Origin of the sequence: Archangium lansingense, assembly GCF_026626635.1 — a bacterium.
GTDB classification, from domain to species: domain Bacteria; phylum Myxococcota; class Myxococcia; order Myxococcales; family Myxococcaceae; genus Archangium; species Archangium lansingense.
The window spans coordinates 4,887,583-4,903,107 of record NZ_JAPNKA010000001.1 but is presented as its reverse complement, the minus strand read 5'-3'; the positions used below and the strand labels follow the sequence as shown (position 1 = coordinate 4,903,107).

The window sequence follows — 15,525 nt, the reverse complement described above, 5'->3', positions numbered from 1 at the left end:
CCCCCCTGGGAGAGGGCTGGGGTGAGGGTCATCATCTGGCTCGGCTCTGTGCCTTCACCGTCTTCTGACCCACGGAGCACGCGGGGAGCAGCTTGCACTGGGCGCAGTTCTCCGGAATGGGCTTCGTGGGGCACACGCCGCTCATGCCGTAATGACACAGCGCGAAGTCGAAGCGCACGGGGTCCGCGGCATCGAGTGCACGCAGGGAGGCCGTCACCTCCTCGGCGGTGCGCCAGCTCAGATCGTTGCGGCGAGTGAGCCCCAGATGCTTCGAGATACGCCCGATGTGCGTATCCAGGGGAATGAGCAACGCCGAGGGACTGACGCGCTTCCAGATACCGAGATCCACCCCATCCGGCCCGCGCACCATCCACCGGAGGAACAGGTTGAGCCGCTTGGCCGCGCCGGCCCCGAGGGGCGAGGGCAACAGGTGTTGCAGCCCGCGCTCGGGCCCGAGCGCCTTCCGAAGCGGCGCCATGGGCACATCCCGCAGAGCCGAGGTGAAGGCATCCAGCGCGCCGTGCCAGGAACCCCGGGCCTCCAACCCCTGGACAAAGAGCGCCTCCAGACTCCCGTGCTCACGCAGGGCTCGGCCCATGCCCAGCAGCAGCACCGCCACGTCCGTGCCCACGTTGAAGCGGTAGACAAACCCCGTGAGCAGCTCACGAGCCCCGGCCACGTCCAGCGCACGCACGAAGGCGGCCGGAGACGGGCCCATGCGCTTGAGCAACGCATCCACCTTGGGGCGGAACAGGTCCGCGCGCCCGTACGCCAGCGCCGCGGCCAGCAGTGCGCTCACCTCCATGTCTCTGGGGTCGCGGTAGCGGTGGGGGAACTCCAGCGGATCGAACGCGATGCGCGCCCGGCTGTCCGTCGACGCCAGGAAGGCATCCAGACAGGGGCGCAGGCGCTCGGCGTCTCGCGGGCTCAGTCCTGTAGGTCCTCGAGCTCTCGGGGGCATGGTTCAGACACTCCGTAGCCTGGAGCAACGCACTCCGCCACGGAGTTCATCCAACCCCCATCACGCTGACGCGCCAGTGAGCTCCGTCCGCTCAGCCCGGGAAGCGGACGTCGCGGTCACTGCACTCGTCCTCCTCCGGCGGTTCCCACATGTCGCTGGCGAGCTCGAAGAAATGAGGGGGTACCTCCATCGAGAACGTCGCCCCCTTCTCTTCGTTGCGCCGTTGCACCCGCGCCCTGCGCACCTCGCGGGGCGCATCGAGCACGTACACGGTGAGCCCCATACGGGCCTCGTCCACACGAGCGTAGAACGCCTCGCGCTCCTGCCGTTGGATGAGGCCGATCTCGAGCACGACATTGGTGCCAATGCCGATCAGCTCCTTCGTCAGCTTCCAGATCTGTTCGAGGCATCGGTCCCTGCGCTCGATGTACCACTCGAGGCGGCCAATCGCGGGGCGCTCATCCGGGCCGAAGAGCCCTGCCATCCAGTCGTCGAGCGTCATGCGGATTGCTTGATGTTCCCGACACAGCTGAAGGGCGAAGGTCGATTTTCCCGCACCGACCGGACCAATGATGAGATGCAGATGGGCCATGGCGATCCTCCCATCGTAGACGAGGTCGAGCACCAAGGTGTCGCCCCCTGTGTCCTTCCGGTCCTGATGTCCAAACGGCTTCCCCCTGATTGATGTGATCTCCCCGCCTACTCTGGACCAGGGCACCGGCGGAGCTTGCCCGCGAATCTAGATGCGGTGCGGGCGGCGCTGCCTATAGTGCCCCGCGTCAACACGTCGTCTCAGGAGAACGCATGAAGAAGTGGGTTGCCTGTATGGCCATTGCTGTTTGTGGATGTGGCGGTAACAACCTCGTCGGTACGTGGAAGGGCAGCGTGACCGGCTGGGATGTCACCGTGAACGTGAAGGAGCAGGTCTCGAGCTCCGTTGTCGTCATGACCGGGGTGCTCAGCACCAACAAGGCCACCTGCTTCAACAATGCGACCCTCAGTGGATCGCTGGCTGAGACGAGCGTGAAGTTCGGAGCGGTCGGGTCGGGCTCGCAGAGCTCGGACACGGTCATCCAGATCGACGGTGAGTACGACGGCGACGAGATCAAGGGTTACTTCGAGGCGGTCAGCATCACCAATGCGTGCAATCAGGCACGGACCCCCATCACGCTGACGCGCCAGTAAGCGTCGTCCCCTGCCCCTCTCCTTCCGGGAGAGGGACGGGGTGAGGGTGCCGAGTGCCCCAGGTTGTTTCTGGGGCCTCAGTTCTCTGTCGGAGCGCCCTCAGCGTGCGGCGGAGAATCCGCCGTGGAACGTGACGGGAATGGGGTGGTCGAAGTGAACGGTCGCCACGGGACCGTCCTCCAGGTGCTGCCCGTCCAGGACCGCGACGTAGGAGTGGTCGCTCGTCCCATCGTAGACGAGGTCGAGCACGAAGGCGTCGTCCTCCGCCTCCCCACGCGGCACGAGCACGGGCTCGCTCGGCACATGTCCTGCGGGCACGGCCCACTCCGCGCTGCTCCCGCGATCGAGCTCGATGCGCGTAATCCCCGAGTACTTCCGGTCCGCGCCGCGGCGTTCGGTCTGCGCGAAGAGGGTGCCGTGACGCGCCCCCTGTAGCCGTGGGTGCAACTGCGGGAACTCACACGGGATGTCGAAGAGCTTCGTCTCGCGCGTCCTTCCGGTCTTCAGGTCGAGGTGCAGGCGCGTCAGCAGCGGGGGCGGTCCGCTATCCTCGAGCTCGCCAATGTCGCTGAGCGAGAACTCGGGGTAGCGGCACAGGTCAATGCACGGACCGCCGTCCTCCTCGAAGGCATTCGCGAAGTGCCAGGTCCAGAAGGCATCGAGCTCGAAGGTACGTGGCGAGTCGATGGCATCCAGCGGGACGACGATGAGCCGGGCCCCGAGCTCGGGCTTCCACTGAAAGAGCTTGGTGAAGTCCGCGAGGCCGAGCATGGCGCGCAGGAGATTGAGCTTCACCGGCCCCACGAAGAGGATGAGGTGCCGCTCGGTCGCGATGAAGTCGTGCATCATGCCCTGCCAGGGTGATTCGACCGTGCCGAGCTTCGAGGCGGAGCCCTCATCGGACAGCGCGTAGAGATCGATGAGCATCTTCGGGCCATAGCGCACGCCGAAGTTGAAGGTCGTCCGAAGCGAGGCAACGCGGTGCGGGTGTGCGGAGAAGGCAGTGGAGACCACGCCCAGGTCGGTGGCCTCGAGCGTGTCCAACGTTCCCGGATCCATCTCCTGCAACAGTCCGCCCTCCATCAGCGCGAAGAGCCGGTCCTGCCACAAGAAGGTCGAGGTATTCCCCGTGGTCTTCGCAATGCCCTTGCGCGCGGCACGCATGCGATCCAACCAGGGGGCCGCCGAGTTGAAGAGAAACCGCCCCGCTGCCTCCTCCTGGCGGTAGCCAGCGCTCTCGACGATGCGGCAGGCCCCCTGTGCACCGCTTCCATCGAAGCGCACCGCCGAGATTGCTCCGTCCGCCTCGAACGCGTGCGAGAGACTCGCGCCAAAGCGCTCGAAGAGGCCCGGCCCAGCCCGGAAGAGCGTACCCCGCAGCGACTCGGGGAGCCGTCCCTCGACGCGCAGAGGCTCGAAGCCGTGGGGTCTCGAGAGGGACCGCAACAGGGGACTCACGGCATTCCGCTGGCTCATCAACTGCTCCTCGAAAGGGTGGACCTATGCCCGGAATAAAAGTAAGTGAGTCTTACTTACTTTGCAACGGACTTCGTTTCCGCTTCAATCCGGAGACAGCGATGACCCGAAAGACGCGAACGCGCCCCTACCACCACGGGGACCTCAAGCAGGCCCTGCTGGAGGCGAGCATCGAGCTCATCCGCGAGGAAGGCGTGGACGCGCTCACCGTGGCCGAGGTCGGCCGCCGAGTCGGTGTGTCCTCCGCCGCCCCCTACAAACATTTCGCGGACCGCCAGGCCCTGTTACGTGCGCTCGCCATGGAGGGGAACCGGCAGCTCGGTGAGGTGCTCGTCGCAGCGACGGAGGGGATCTCCGACCCGCGCGAGGCGTTCCGTCGCTCGGGCGTGGCCTATATCTGCTGGGCGGCGGAGAACCCGGCCCTCCACCGCATCGCGACCGATCCCGCGAACATCGACTACGCAGCGACATCGACGGAGATTCACGCACCGGAGGCACTCAAGGGCTCGCTGGAGACGTTCTGGCCAGAGCTGGCGGCACTGATCCGCTCCGGAGCCGCCATCCCCGCTTCACATCCTTTGATGGAGCAGCTGCGAGGTCGGGCCCTGGCGCAGGGCGTGGCCACCCTCTTCGTCAGCGGTACCTTCGCCTCGCTGGGCATCACCACCGCGGACGCGGAGCGGATCGCACGGGCGGTGACGGGGGAGGACGTCCCGGCCACGTCGCGCCGGAGCAAATCCCCACCCGCGCGCTGAACCGGCCCGGATTCGGCTCCGCCCCCCCGGCTCAGACGCTCTGCACGCCCGGCGCCGTCAGGACCTTGAACACCAGGTGCAGGCGCGTATGCCCGTTGGCGGGCAGCTCGACCTTCCACGTGCAGAAGCCGTTCACGTCGAGCACCGGAGCGCCGCTGGTCTTCTCGCTGTCCAGCTCGACCTTCACGTGCTCGATCTCAGATACGGGCAGGCGCTCGGTGACCGCCACGGTGCGCGGAGTGCCCGAGAGGTTGGAGAGATAGAGGGTGAGCCGTGTGGTGGCCTCGTTCCACTTGCTCACCGGGTTGAGCTCGCTCTCCTTCTTCTCCTCGCGCTGGATGCGGACGGACTCCTCCGGGCCGAAGCTCAGCTCGAACTTCTCCTGGGGCGCCACGAACAGCGTCTGGGTCCAGCCCACGAAGCCGTTCTCCTGCAGCAGCTCCACCGGTCCCGCCAGCACCGGATTGGGCGAGACGTTGCGAGCCACTGCCCGCAGGAACACCTGGGTCTCCAGCTCCGGGAAGGTCACCAGCGACGACTCCGCCTCGGCCTCGAAGGTGAAGAGCGGAATGATGTTGGGCCGCCCATCCGAGGGGATGGTGTTCTTGCCCTGTGCCCGCAGGTTGCGCGTCTCCCCGCCATCATCCACGCCGGGAAGATCCACACCCGACGGAGCCGTGGGAGCTGCAGCACCAGAGGCCGGTGCACTGCCCATCCCTGCCTTCTGTACTTGGACCTGCCGGGCCTGAACCACCACCGTCTCGCTCTTCTTCTTCACGGTGAGCAGGTCCGCCCGCAGCAAGGGTGGCTCTATGCCCAGCGAGGAGCGCGCGGTGGAGAAGCGCAGCTCCGCATCCTTCCAGTCCTCGCCAGTGTCCTGCCAGACCGCGGCAGAAGAGGCGACGTGGACCCGATTTCCGCCCAGCAGGCGCGCCGAGTGCAGCGGCCGCCACAGCGCGTTGGGCACCACATAGTGGATGCGAACGTCCACCTCTCCCTCGGAGTCCGCGAGCACGTCCACCTCCAGCCAGCCCACCACCTGCTGGTCCACGCGATCCATCGCCTGACGCTGGCGCATCACGGCGGCGATCTCCTCCGCCAGCCGCTCCGCGGTGAAGGTGGCCCGCAGCGCCGACTCGCGGAACTGGCGAGCCTTGCGGAACAGGGCGTCGAACGTGTCCTGCCACTGGGCCGCGGCGCCCATCCCCCAACCGGCGTCCTCGGGGATCTCCGAGGCGCCAAGCACCAACATCCGATGGACGCGCTCAAAGCGAGCACGGGAGCGGGCCTGGTCCTCCAGCACCTGCTCGCGCTCGCGCTGCAACGCCTCGATGCGCTCCTCGAGCACCCGCGCAGCCTCGGGCTTGTCCGCGGTCCGGATGCGCAGGCTGCGACGGACGCGGACGTCCGCCACACGCGCCTGGCCGGAGAGGACCTCGGCGCGCAGGGACACGTCCTGCAGCACCGGCGCCGCGCCCGGGACAACGACGCGGTTCTGCCCGGCGCGCACGCGCACGGTGCCCTGGCGGGTGACCTGGGCCCGATCCTCCAGCAGCGTCACGCTGCGCACTGGCGCGTCCAGGACCGGAGCCGCCTCGGGAAGGGCGGGCTCGTAGCGCTCTACACCCGTAAGTTGGATGGCCGTGCTCATGTCACGCCTCCCGGCGGTTGCCACCGCTGAGCTCGTTGTTGGCATACAGCTTCACCACGTACTGAGCAGACAGCTTGCTCGTCCCATTGGCGGGCACGGTGAGGCGCCAGCGGCGTCCTCCCTCGAGCACACTGCCGCGCTCCTCCTGCACATAGGGCTCCCACGCGGGAGTGACGTCGCCCTCTTCGACCACCACCTCCGCGTTCGGCGCGGGCTGGGGGATGCGCTCGCGAACCTCGCAGACGATCTCACGGTCCAGGTTGTTGACGAGATCGATGAGGAGGTCGTGCCAGAGCTCCGTCGTCGCGACGATCTTCTCGCCGCTGCGGGCCTCGCGGAAGCGGGTGTTTCGCGCACAGCGAATGGCCTGCTCCACCCCAAGGCCCAGCTTGAACTCACCGCGAGGGGGCACCGAGGGCAGCGTGGTGGAGAGAACGTATTCGCCCCCGACGTAGACCTCGGCCGGGCCCGGCAGCATGGGAGCGGACAACGGATTCTTCACCTGCGCCTGCCGGTAGACGTTGCTGTCCTCGCGCGGAACGGTGACGTAGAGGACGCTGGCCTCGCCGGTGCGCGTGCCCAGGGCCACGGAGTGGAAGGTGTTGTCGGACGGGACATCCACCGTGGCATCGGCCGTGTAGCTGAAGTCGAAATGACCGCTGGCCGCCCGGACATCGGCCGTGCCTCCCGGCAGGTCCTGGTTGGCCACGGAGCGAGCGCGCAGCTCCGCCTCCGCCACCACGGCCATGACATCGAACCGCACCTCCACCTGGAAGCGCGCGAGCGACTCCAGGTAGAAGCGCCGCGCGTCAACGGGCTGGAGCCGGTTGCGCATGCCGTCGGTCGCTGGAGAGAGCCGCAGGTGGGTGAACACCACCGCTTCCAGGCTGGCCTGCGAGGGAGCCACGCCACCGCCTCCAGGGCCTCCACGAGACACGGACCTGGAACGCGCGGCGGGAGCACCGGGAGCGGCCATCGCCGGGCGGGCCAGCATGGGCGCGGGGGGCGGAGGGGGAGCCATGCTCGGCGACGGGGCGGCGACGGCGATGGGGTAGGACGTCTCCATCTCCGCGTCCATCGCCTCATCCGCGGCGACCTCGCTGTACACAGCCGACTCCTCGGCCCTGAAGTCGTCGCTGCCCAGGCTGTCGAGCATCGAGCGCTCGCTCTTCTGGAGCCGCTTCTTCTCCTTGCGGCGCTCGAGGGCGTCACTCACCCCGCCGAAGGTGACTCCCTCCTCCAGGTCCACGGGAGCAGCCAGCGCGGGGAGCGCGTATGCCGACGGTGCAGACAACCCGCGCAGCAACGATCTGCGGTCACGGTCGAAGTCGGAGAAGAGTGCGATAGCGCCTTTCGGGGGCGGACGGAAACCGGCGCGAGCAGGCGATGGTGGCTGCGCGCGGCCGATGCGGATGGAGGACAGCTCCGGCAGCTCCGTCCAGCTCATGGGCGCGGCGGTGGAGAGCACCAGCTTCACGCCGCGCCAGTCCTCTCCGGAGTACTGGCAGACAAGGGCACGCGTCACCAGCTCCACCTGCCGGCAGTCCCGCGACAGGCGGCACTGGTAGCTGGGAGCCCAACGCGCGCCCGGGATGAAGTACTCGACGGAGAGCTCCGCACGCCGAAGCTCGCCTCCCCCGTGGCGCAGCTGCACGTGGACGGACTTGTAGAGGTCCGCCGCGGTCACTTCGCGCGCGGTAGAGGCCCTCGCCATCTTGTCCTCGAGAACGGCCACCTCTTCCTTCAGCTTGCGGAGCTGCTCCCGCTGGGAGCGAGCCTCCACCAGTCGGGACTGCACCCCCTCCTGGGAGAACTGCTCCAGGGCGAGGCGCGCGCCCATGGGAGCGGGCGGCGGTGGCTTCCCCTCCTCCGGCTCCGGACGCTCCGGCACGGGGATGTCGGCGAGGATGGACATCTCCCAGTCGAGCTGCTGGAGCTGGCTCTCCACGGTCCGCACCTGCTGGCGCAGCGCGCGCAGCGCCGCCTCGTCCACCGTGTCCAGGGGCGCGTTCCTCGGAGGAATCCACAAGCCCACGCGCACGTGGGTGGCGGAGAGATCCGCCTGGGGATTGTCCGTGGACAGCACGCGCACGCGCACGGTGGCGTCGAACAGCGAAAGCGGCAGCCGGGGGATCTCCAGCTCCGAGGGCGGCTTGCCCTCGGGGCAGTCCAGCGAGAGCAACCGGGTTACCCGAGCCCCCTGATGGTAGAGGGTCACGGTGTCGAGGCGGGACTCCACAATGGGCATGCACCCTCCCGAAAATGCGTTGCGCGGCACGCTAGAACGCGGCTTTGCAACCGGGCAAGGCTTCATGGCGTTCCCCTGCCCGTCCACCCCCCCTCACGCCGCCTGGGCCCGAGGTAGACTCGCCGGCACATGCGACGTTTCCTTGCTTTCCTCCGCGACCATGAGCCCGGAATGGTCATGGCATGGGTGCTCTCCACCCTCGGGCTCGGGGTCGTGGGGCTCCGCGACTATCTCGAAGACCCCCGCTTCGGTCTCTCGGACCTGCTCTACCAGTCGGTGCAACTCTTCGTGCTGCAGCTCCAGGTGCTGCCGGACAAGACGTCCTGGACGCTCGACGTCGCCCGCTGGTCCGCCGCGACCGTGTCCTTCTACGCGGTGCTGCGCGCCGGCTCCGTGATCTTCGCGGGCGAGCTCGAGCGGCTGAGGCTGCGCCGGCTCTCCGGGCATGTGGTGGTGTGCGGCCTCGGACGCAAGGGGCACCAGCTCGCCCAGGACTTCCTCGCCCGGGGCGAGTGTGTCGTCATCATCGAGAAGGACGAGGAGAACGACTCCCTGCTCGCGGCCCGTGAGGCGGGTGCGCTCGTGATGCTGAACGCCGCGGCCGATGAGGCCATCCTCCGGCAGGCCCGGGTGGACCAGGCCGCGCTCCTCCTCGCCGTCACGGGTGATGATGGAGCCAACATCGAGACGGCCCTGGCCGCGCGCCGGCTCGTGCGCGAGCGGGCTCCGGGACGCACCACGCCCCTGCGCGTCCTCTCTCATGTGGGAGACCTCCAGCTGTGCGGGCTCATCCGCGCCTCGAAGGTGCTGACGGGGACGGAGCCAGTGGAGGCCACGCCCTTCAACATCCACGAGGCGGCAGCCCGTGTGCTGCTGCGGGACAACCCGCTGGACCGGGAGCGGCTCAGCCCCGGGGACCCGCGCTTCGTGCACCTGTGCGTGGTGGGGTTCGGGCAGATGGGAGAGAGCGTGGCCCTGCAAGCCGCCCGGCTGGCGCACCTGGCCAACGGCTCCCGCCTGCGGGTGACGATCGTCGACCGGAAGGCGGAGGAGCGGCGGCAGCGATTCCTCGGCAGGTGCCCGGGCTTCACCGAGGTAGCGGACCTGGACGTGCTCGAGGGGGATGTGGAGTATGCCGAGGTGCTCACGCGCCTCGAGGAGTGGGGACAGGATCCCCACCGGCTCCTCGACATCGTGGTGTGCTTTGACGATGACCGCCGAGGGCTCGCCTGTGGACTGACGCTGGTCGAGCGGCTGCGCGGACGCCGAGTCCCAGTGCGGGTCCGAATGTCGCACGAGGAAGGGATGTCGGCGCTGGTGCACGGCTCGGGAGAGGGCCGATGGAACGGGCGGATCAGCGTCTTCGGGATGATCGACCGGCTGTGCACCCGCGAGAGCATCCTGGGCGAGACGTTGGATCTGCTCGCGCGCACGGCGCACACGGCCTATCTGCAGCGCAAGCTCGCGGAGGGAGAGGTTCCGGGAGCACGTCCCTCACTGAAGGAGTGGCGGGAGCTCGACGAGTTCTTCCGCGAGTCGAACCGCCAGCAAGCGGACCACATCCCCGTCAAGCTGCGCGCCATCGGGTGCCAGACCGAGCCGGCCTCACCGGGAACAGGCACAGGAGGGTTCGCCTTCACCTCCGAGGAGGTGGAGTTGCTGGCGCGCATGGAGCACGACCGCTGGTGCGCGCGGCACCTGCTCGATGGGTGGCGAAAGGGCGCTCGCGATGACGTGGCGAGGACCCACCCCTGCCTCGTCCCTTGGACCGAGCTGGAGGAGAAGTACCGGGAAAACGACCGTGCCGCGGTCCGGCAGATTCCCGAGCTGCTCGCACTCGTTGGCCAGCAACTCGTCCGGGAGAGCCAGAAGGACGAGGAGGCGGCGAGGCAGCGGCGCGCGGGATGACGAAGAGAGCCGGCCAGACCTCGCGTGGCGATGGAAGCCCGCGAGGCCCGGCCGGAGATTCACAGCTCAGCGGGTCAGCTCACGCACCGCATGACCCAGCTCGGGCAGGATGAGCTTCTGCAGCGCGAGTCGCACCGCCTTCGGCGAGCCTGGGAGCGAGAAGAGGATCATCCCCTGGTACGTCCCCGCGGTGGCTCGCGACATCATCGCCGCGCTGCCGATCTCCTTGAACGACAGCATTCGGAACAACTCACCGAAGCCGGGCAGCGTCTTCTCGAACAGCCCCTGCAGCGTCTCCACGGTGCTGTCGCGCCGGCCGATCCCCGTCCCGCCGTTGAAGATCACCGCCCGCGCGCCCACCGACTGCGCCTCCTTCAGCATCTCGCGGATGGCCTCGGGCTCGTCCTTGATGACCCGGTAGCCGCTCACCGAGTGCCCCTCGGCCTCCAGCAGCTCGCGCAGCACCCGCCCGCTCTCGTCCTTGGACTCATCCCGGCTGTCCGAGCAGGTCACCACGAACGCACTCACGTGCACCGGCGCGTGCGCCTTGTGCTCCGCCACCGTCGCAGAGCCTTGCTCGTGCCCGTGGTGGTGGTCATGGTCATGACCATGCCCGTGGTCATGATCGTGCCCGTGGTGGTCATGGCCATGGTCGTGCCCGTGGTGGTGATGGTGGTGCCCGTGACCATGCCCGTGGTCATGGTCGTGATCGTGTCCGTCGTGTCCCATCGTGAGCCTCCTACACGTCCTGGTCGGGCAGCTCGACGACGAGCTCCCCTTCGGCGACCTCGACCTTCACCGTCGGCTGGTCATCGCACACGCCCGGTGAGGTCTCGTTCTTCCCCGTGTCCATGTCGAAGCCGACCTCATGGCAGGGGCAGACGATCATGTTCCCCTCCAGACGGCCACCGGACAGCAGGCACCCAGCGTGGTTGCACCAGTCATCGAGCCCCTTGTAACGCCCGTTGATCCTGGCAACGCACAGGCTGCGCTTGCCCACCTCGTAGCCCCGCATCTCCTTTTCGGCGAAGTCCGCCGGTCCGAGCTTGATCTTCATCGGCTCCGTCTCTCGTGACTCTCTGAAATGAACAACCCGAGCCCTTGTATCCCGGCGAGGCCCGGCGCGGGGAGGTCTTGTAGGTGAACCTCGCGTTTCCGCTCGCCTGCACCCCCCTTCTGGGGGCATTACCTTCCTCCCGTGACGCCTCCCGATAAAGCCGCCGTGGTCCAGGTCCTCCGGGACATCTCGCTCCTCCTCCAGATGAAGGGGGAGAACCCGTTCCGCAGTCGGGCATACGACACCGCCGCCGACCGCATCGCCGGGCTCTCCGAGGACCTGGGTACCCTGGTCCGCGAAGGCCGCCTGAAAGAGCTGCCGGGGATCGGCCAGGCGATCGCCGACAAGGTCTCCGAGCTGCTCACCACCGGCAAGCTCGCCTACTACGACACGCTGCGCGCCGAGTTCCCCCCGGGGGTCCTGGAGCTCGTCCAGGTGCCCGACCTGGGCCCGAAGAAGGCCCTGGCCATCGCAAGCAAACTGGGAGTGGACGGCGTGGACGCGCTGGAGAAGGCCTGCCGCGAGGGCCGTGTGCGCAAGCTCCCGGGATTCGGGGAGAAGAGCGAGGCGAAGATCCTCGCGGGCGTGGAGCTGTACCTGCGCACCCGGACGCCCCGGCGCCTGCTCGGGGACGTGATGCCCGTGGCCGAGCGGCTGCTCGAGTCCATCAAGGCCGTGCCCGGAGTCATCCGCGCGAGCGTTGGAGGCAGCCTGCGCCGGCGCGCGGAGACGGTCGGGGACGTGGACCTGATCGCCTCGGCGCCCGATGCCAATGCGGTGTTCGAGGCCTTCTCCCGCGCACCCGAGGTGGCCCATGTCATCGGCCGGGGCGAGAGCAAGTGCTCGGTGCGCCTGCACGAGAATGACCTCCAGGTGGACCTGCGCGTCCTGCCGGACGAGGACTTCGCCACCGCCCTGCACCACTTCACCGGCTCCAAGGCCCACCACGTGCGGCTGCGGGGGATTGCCCATGACAAGGGGCTGAAGATCTCCGAGTGGGGCGTCCACCGCGCCGATGGCACCAAGCTGCACGTGTCCGACGAGGCCGGGCTCTACCAGTTGCTCGGCATGCAGTACGTCCCGCCCGAGCTACGCGAGGACTCGGGGGAGATCGAGGCCGCGCTCGAGGGCCGGCTGCCCGAGAACCTGGTCACGCTCGAGGACGTCCAGGGCGCCGTGCACGCGCACAGCACCTGGTCCGACGGGAGGAACTCGCTGGAGGAGATGGCGCGAGCGGCCCAGGAGCTGGGGCTGAAGTTCCTCACCGTCACCGAGCACAGCCAGGCGGCCATCTACGCTGGCGGCCTCAAGGAGGAGGACCTCCGCCGCCAGTGGGACGAGATCGACCGCGTCAACGACACCGTCAAAGGCGTCCGGCTCCTCAAGGGCATCGAGGTGGACATCCTGGAGAGTGGCGCCCTCGACTACTCGGACAGCGTGCTCGAGCAGCTGGAGGTGGTCATCGGCTCCATCCATGTGCGGCACAGCATGGACGAGGAGCAGATGACGCGCCGGCTGCTGGCGGCCTTCGACAACCCGCACCTGCACATCCTCGGGCATCCCACCGGGCGGCTCATCCATAGCCGGGAGCCCTATCCCGTGCGCATGGAGGCGGTGCTCGACAAGGCCGCCGAGCGCGGGGTGGTGGTGGAGATCAACGGCAAGCCGGAGCGGTTGGACTTGAAGACGGAGCACGTGAGAATGGCGCTCCAGCGCGGGGTGAAGCTGGTGGTGAGCTGCGACGCGCACAGGGCCTCGGACCTGGGCAACCTGGCCTTCGCGGTGGCCACCGCACGCCGGGGCTGGGCGCGGAAGGAGGACATCCTCAACACCCTCCCCGCCGAGCAGTTCGTCTCCACCCTCCGCAAATTGCGAGCAACCTGACGCGGGCCGTCACTGGTGCTAGGCTCGCGGCGCTTTGACGCGCCGACTGCTCCCGCTCGTCCTCCTCCTGCTCGCCACCCGCGTCTCCGCCTCGGAGCCGGAGCGACCCTCGCGTGCCGATCTCCAGCGGGCGCTCGCCCAGTACGAACAATCCGTGGTGCGGGTGCGAGGGCCCCGCGAGGCTGGCCTGGGCATCATCGTGGGCACCGAAGGCCAGGTGCTCACCTCCGTGCGTCACGTCAGCCTGGACGCCGCGCAAGTCGAGTACGGCGGGCAGGCGCTGCCGGCCACGGTCGTGCTCGCCAACGCGTACCTGAAGGTGGCCGTCGTCGCCGCCCCCGCGGGCACCTACCCCGCCGCGGCCGTGAAGCCGAACACCGGGAACCTCGCCGGGCAGTGGCTCATCGGCATCGTCCCCGGGAAGGGTAAGCGCAAGGACACGCCGGCGTCAGCCCTGGCGCGCAAGGGACCCGCTCCCTTCTTCGACATCAACCTGGCACTGCCTCCGGGCAGCCCCCTCTACGATGAGACGGGCCGACTGGTGGCGGTATCGGTCCAGCGCAAGGGTCGCGGCTGCCGGGCCCTGTCGCTGGATGTCGTCCGGCAGCAGCTCGCTACGAAGGTGGCCACGCCGTGAGCGCCTCCACAGCCACGCCCTGGCGCCCCAACGCCGTGCAGGAGGTGGTGGGCCTGTGGGGCATCGGCTTCCTGGGCATCATCATCGCCTTCCTCCTCTTCGGAGGCTCCGGCGTTCCCAAGCTGGTGGCCACGGTGGGCTTCCTCTACCTGCCGCTCATCGCCATGCGCTGGCGCGGCGAGGACTATCGCGACTACGGGCTCTCCCTGCGCAACTGGCGCCAGGACGTGCGCCTCTTCCTCATCATGAGCGCGGTGGTGTTCCCCCTCTTCTTCGGGGCCTTCGCTCTCTGGGCTGAGGTGTTGCAGCACCTGCCCCCGGAGCTGGCACGCCTGGTGGCACCCTTCCGGGGCTCGGCGCACTTCACCCCGCGGCTGCCGCCCCGCTTCGGCGAGTGGGTGGTGGATCAGCTCTTCGTGGTGGCCCTGCCGGAGGAGTTCTTCTACCGGGGCTACATGCAGGCCCGCCTGCGCGATGCCTGGCCCCACGGGCGGCGCTTCCTCGGCGTCCGGCTGGGCCCCGCCTTCTGGCTGACGGCGCTGCTCTTCGCGCTGGGCCACCTCGCCATCTTCCAGGTGTGGCGCCTGGCCGTCTTCTTCCCCGCCCTGCTCTTCGGCTGGATGCGGGAGCGCACCGGCAGCGTGGTGGGCGCGGCCCTCTTCCATGCCGCCGCCAACCTCTTCGTCCGCTTCCTCGAGATGTCCTTCTTCGGCGGGTGACTAGGGCCCCAGGTGGCGCACCTGCAGGTCCGCCTCCACCGTCAGCGTGGTGCCCTCGGCCAGCTCCACCCAGCCCGCCGGGCGCTTGAGGTGCGTGGCCACCACCACCGAGCGCCGCCGCCGGTGCGCCACCACGCCTGGCTGCGTGTCAGGCATGTCGGGGGTGAGCCCGCACACCTCGCAGCGGTCCGTGCCCTCCAGGCGCGTGTAGTACAGCGACTGGCCGCCCAGGCGCGTGGCCACCAGGATGTAGCCATTGGTGGCGAGCAGGTTCACCGTGGAGGTGCGCACGGCACCTGCCTCGGCCGAGGCCTTCGAGAGGGCCCTCGCGGTGTCCGCCAACAGCCGGCCCGCCACCTCCGCTGGGAGCCGCGGATCGTCCGCATGTCCCGTCTCCCAGAGCCGCTTCAGGAAGAGCGCGAAGGCCACCTCGCTGTCCGTCTCCCCGCGAATCTGCCGCTTGAGGAAGTCCGGCACCTCGTCCAGCAGCCGGCCTCGGAGGCTGGTGAAGTCCTCGAGGCCGCCCTGGTGCGCGAACAGCCAGCGTCGCGAGCGGAACGGCTGGGTGTTCTCCTCCAGTGACAGCCCCACCGGCAGCCGCCGTCCGTGGAACAGGAGCGCCTCCGTCTCGTGCGGCGGAGCGAGCGATTCCAGCGTCAAGTCCGCATCCCGAGGGAAACGACGGAGCAGCACGTCATCCTGGGCATAGGCCCCGATGCCCACTGCGTTGGAGCGCCCCTCCTCCCCCTGGAGAGCCACCTGCCCTTCCAGACGATGCAGCTCGCACCGCATCGAGTTCGGGTCGGACGTCAGGACGGCCAGCGCGACGGACATGCGAGAAACCTCCTTGTTCCATCAATAGATAATGACGCCTCCCTGCCCCCTCAACCCGGCCTCCGCCTTGCTGGAAGCTCAGCCAACCCCTTGAAACGACTGGGGTTTACCCATACGGAACGTTTGACAGCCCGAGTGCGAGATGCCTAACATCCCCGCGCCTTCTCGAGGGTGAGAGATCCAACGACCCTCCATGGCTACACCGGAGAC

The 15,525-nt window shown here is 68.5% G+C and carries 15 protein-coding genes; 6 read left to right on the top strand and 9 right to left on the bottom strand.

The annotated features are described in order from the left end of the window. Positions 1-31 precede the first annotated feature (31 nt). Together OV287_RS20150 and OV287_RS20145 are read right to left on the bottom strand one after the other, a co-directional pair. Positions 32-961 carry a TIGR02757 family protein gene (locus OV287_RS20150; protein WP_267535659.1) on the bottom strand — a complete coding sequence of 310 codons (930 nt, stop codon included), beginning with the start codon at positions 959-961 and terminating at the stop codon, positions 32-34. Positions 962-1,052: 91 nt separating this feature from the next. Next, on the bottom strand, positions 1,053-1,586 hold the full coding sequence (locus tag OV287_RS20145; RefSeq protein WP_267542381.1) for a P-loop nucleotide/nucleoside kinase family protein: 534 nt from the start codon (positions 1,584-1,586) through the stop codon (positions 1,053-1,055). A 179-nt stretch (positions 1,587-1,765) separates the two neighbouring features. Here OV287_RS20145 and OV287_RS20140 point away from each other — a divergent pair, with 179 nt between their 5' ends. Continuing rightward, positions 1,766-2,146: a hypothetical protein gene (locus OV287_RS20140; RefSeq protein ID WP_267535658.1), complete on the top strand. Its 381-nt coding sequence runs from the start codon at positions 1,766-1,768 to the stop codon at positions 2,144-2,146. A 99-nt stretch (positions 2,147-2,245) separates the two neighbouring features. Here the strand turns inward: OV287_RS20140 and OV287_RS20135 are convergent, their stop codons facing one another. Continuing rightward, the gene (locus OV287_RS20135) at positions 2,246-3,622 is read right to left on the bottom strand and encodes a carotenoid oxygenase family protein (protein WP_267535657.1); all 1,377 of its coding nucleotides are present in this window, start codon (positions 3,620-3,622) and stop codon (positions 2,246-2,248) included. Between the two features lie 101 nt (positions 3,623-3,723). Here OV287_RS20135 and OV287_RS20130 point away from each other — a divergent pair, with 101 nt between their 5' ends. Then, complete coding sequence (locus OV287_RS20130; RefSeq protein WP_267535656.1) at positions 3,724-4,377, top strand: TetR/AcrR family transcriptional regulator; 654 nt, start codon at positions 3,724-3,726, stop codon at positions 4,375-4,377. Between the two features lie 31 nt (positions 4,378-4,408). On the opposite strand, the gene OV287_RS20125 is transcribed toward OV287_RS20130, so the two are convergent. Next, complete coding sequence (locus tag OV287_RS20125) at positions 4,409-6,028, bottom strand: mucoidy inhibitor MuiA family protein (RefSeq protein ID WP_267535655.1); 1,620 nt, start codon at positions 6,026-6,028, stop codon at positions 4,409-4,411. Between the two features lies 1 nt (position 6,029). Next, entirely contained in the window at positions 6,030-8,276 is a 2,247-nt protein-coding gene (locus OV287_RS20120) for a mucoidy inhibitor MuiA family protein (protein WP_267535654.1), read from the bottom strand. Positions 8,277-8,447: 171 nt separating this feature from the next. Between OV287_RS20120 and OV287_RS20115 the strand changes: the two genes are divergently transcribed. Further along, complete coding sequence (locus OV287_RS20115; protein ID WP_267535653.1) at positions 8,448-10,184, top strand: NAD-binding protein; 1,737 nt, start codon at positions 8,448-8,450, stop codon at positions 10,182-10,184. Positions 10,185-10,250: 66 nt separating this feature from the next. Here the strand turns inward: OV287_RS20115 and OV287_RS20110 are convergent, their stop codons facing one another. Genes OV287_RS20110 through OV287_RS20100 form a run of 3 tightly spaced genes read right to left on the bottom strand, consistent with a single transcriptional unit; the run spans position 10,251 to position 11,241 of the window. Further along, positions 10,251-10,718 (bottom strand): MogA/MoaB family molybdenum cofactor biosynthesis protein, encoded by a 468-nt coding sequence (locus OV287_RS20110; RefSeq protein WP_267542380.1) that lies wholly within the window; start codon positions 10,716-10,718, stop codon positions 10,251-10,253. Beyond that, positions 10,709-10,885 (bottom strand): hypothetical protein, encoded by a 177-nt coding sequence (locus tag OV287_RS20105; protein WP_267535652.1) that lies wholly within the window; start codon positions 10,883-10,885, stop codon positions 10,709-10,711. Before OV287_RS20105 ends, OV287_RS20110 begins: the two co-directional genes overlap by 10 nt. Positions 10,886-10,923: 38 nt before the next feature. Then, the gene (locus OV287_RS20100) at positions 10,924-11,241 is read right to left on the bottom strand and encodes a Rieske (2Fe-2S) protein (RefSeq protein ID WP_267535651.1); all 318 of its coding nucleotides are present in this window, start codon (positions 11,239-11,241) and stop codon (positions 10,924-10,926) included. Between the two features lie 141 nt (positions 11,242-11,382). On the opposite strand from OV287_RS20100, the gene polX reads away from it, so the two are divergent. From polX to mrtX, 3 genes are read left to right on the top strand one after another with little or no spacing between them, the layout of a single operon-like run. Then, positions 11,383-13,125: a DNA polymerase/3'-5' exonuclease PolX gene (gene polX / locus OV287_RS20095; protein WP_267535650.1), complete on the top strand. Its 1,743-nt coding sequence runs from the start codon at positions 11,383-11,385 to the stop codon at positions 13,123-13,125. A 34-nt stretch (positions 13,126-13,159) separates the two neighbouring features. Continuing rightward, the gene (locus OV287_RS20090) at positions 13,160-13,762 is read left to right on the top strand and encodes an MXAN_2756 family trypsin-like serine endoprotease (RefSeq protein WP_267535649.1); all 603 of its coding nucleotides are present in this window, start codon (positions 13,160-13,162) and stop codon (positions 13,760-13,762) included. Continuing rightward, entirely contained in the window at positions 13,759-14,481 is a 723-nt protein-coding gene (gene mrtX / locus OV287_RS20085) for a myxosortase MrtX (RefSeq protein ID WP_267535648.1), read from the top strand. The genes OV287_RS20090 and mrtX overlap by 4 nt, the downstream gene beginning before the upstream one ends. On the opposite strand, the gene OV287_RS20080 is transcribed toward mrtX, so the two are convergent. Further along, entirely contained in the window at positions 14,482-15,315 is an 834-nt protein-coding gene (locus tag OV287_RS20080) for a class II glutamine amidotransferase (RefSeq protein ID WP_267535647.1), read from the bottom strand. Positions 15,316-15,525: the final 210 nt, after the last annotated feature.

Coding starts and splice junctions, on each gene's coding strand:
- OV287_RS20105 (WP_267535652.1), bottom strand. CDS start 10,885: ATGACCACGGGCATGGTCACGGGCACCACCATCACCACCACGGGCACG.
- OV287_RS20120 (WP_267535654.1), bottom strand. CDS start 8,276: ATGCCCATTGTGGAGTCCCGCCTCGACACCGTGACCCTCTACCATCAG.
- OV287_RS20130 (WP_267535656.1), top strand. CDS start 3,724: ATGACCCGAAAGACGCGAACGCGCCCCTACCACCACGGGGACCTCAAG.
- OV287_RS20125 (WP_267535655.1), bottom strand. CDS start 6,028: ATGAGCACGGCCATCCAACTTACGGGTGTAGAGCGCTACGAGCCCGCC.
- OV287_RS20100 (WP_267535651.1), bottom strand. CDS start 11,241: ATGAAGATCAAGCTCGGACCGGCGGACTTCGCCGAAAAGGAGATGCGG.
- OV287_RS20135 (WP_267535657.1), bottom strand. CDS start 3,622: ATGAGCCAGCGGAATGCCGTGAGTCCCCTGTTGCGGTCCCTCTCGAGA.
- OV287_RS20115 (WP_267535653.1), top strand. CDS start 8,448: ATGGTCATGGCATGGGTGCTCTCCACCCTCGGGCTCGGGGTCGTGGGG.
- OV287_RS20150 (WP_267535659.1), bottom strand. CDS start 961: ATGCCCCCGAGAGCTCGAGGACCTACAGGACTGAGCCCGCGAGACGCC.
- OV287_RS20080 (WP_267535647.1), bottom strand. CDS start 15,315: ATGTCCGTCGCGCTGGCCGTCCTGACGTCCGACCCGAACTCGATGCGG.
- OV287_RS20140 (WP_267535658.1), top strand. CDS start 1,766: ATGAAGAAGTGGGTTGCCTGTATGGCCATTGCTGTTTGTGGATGTGGC.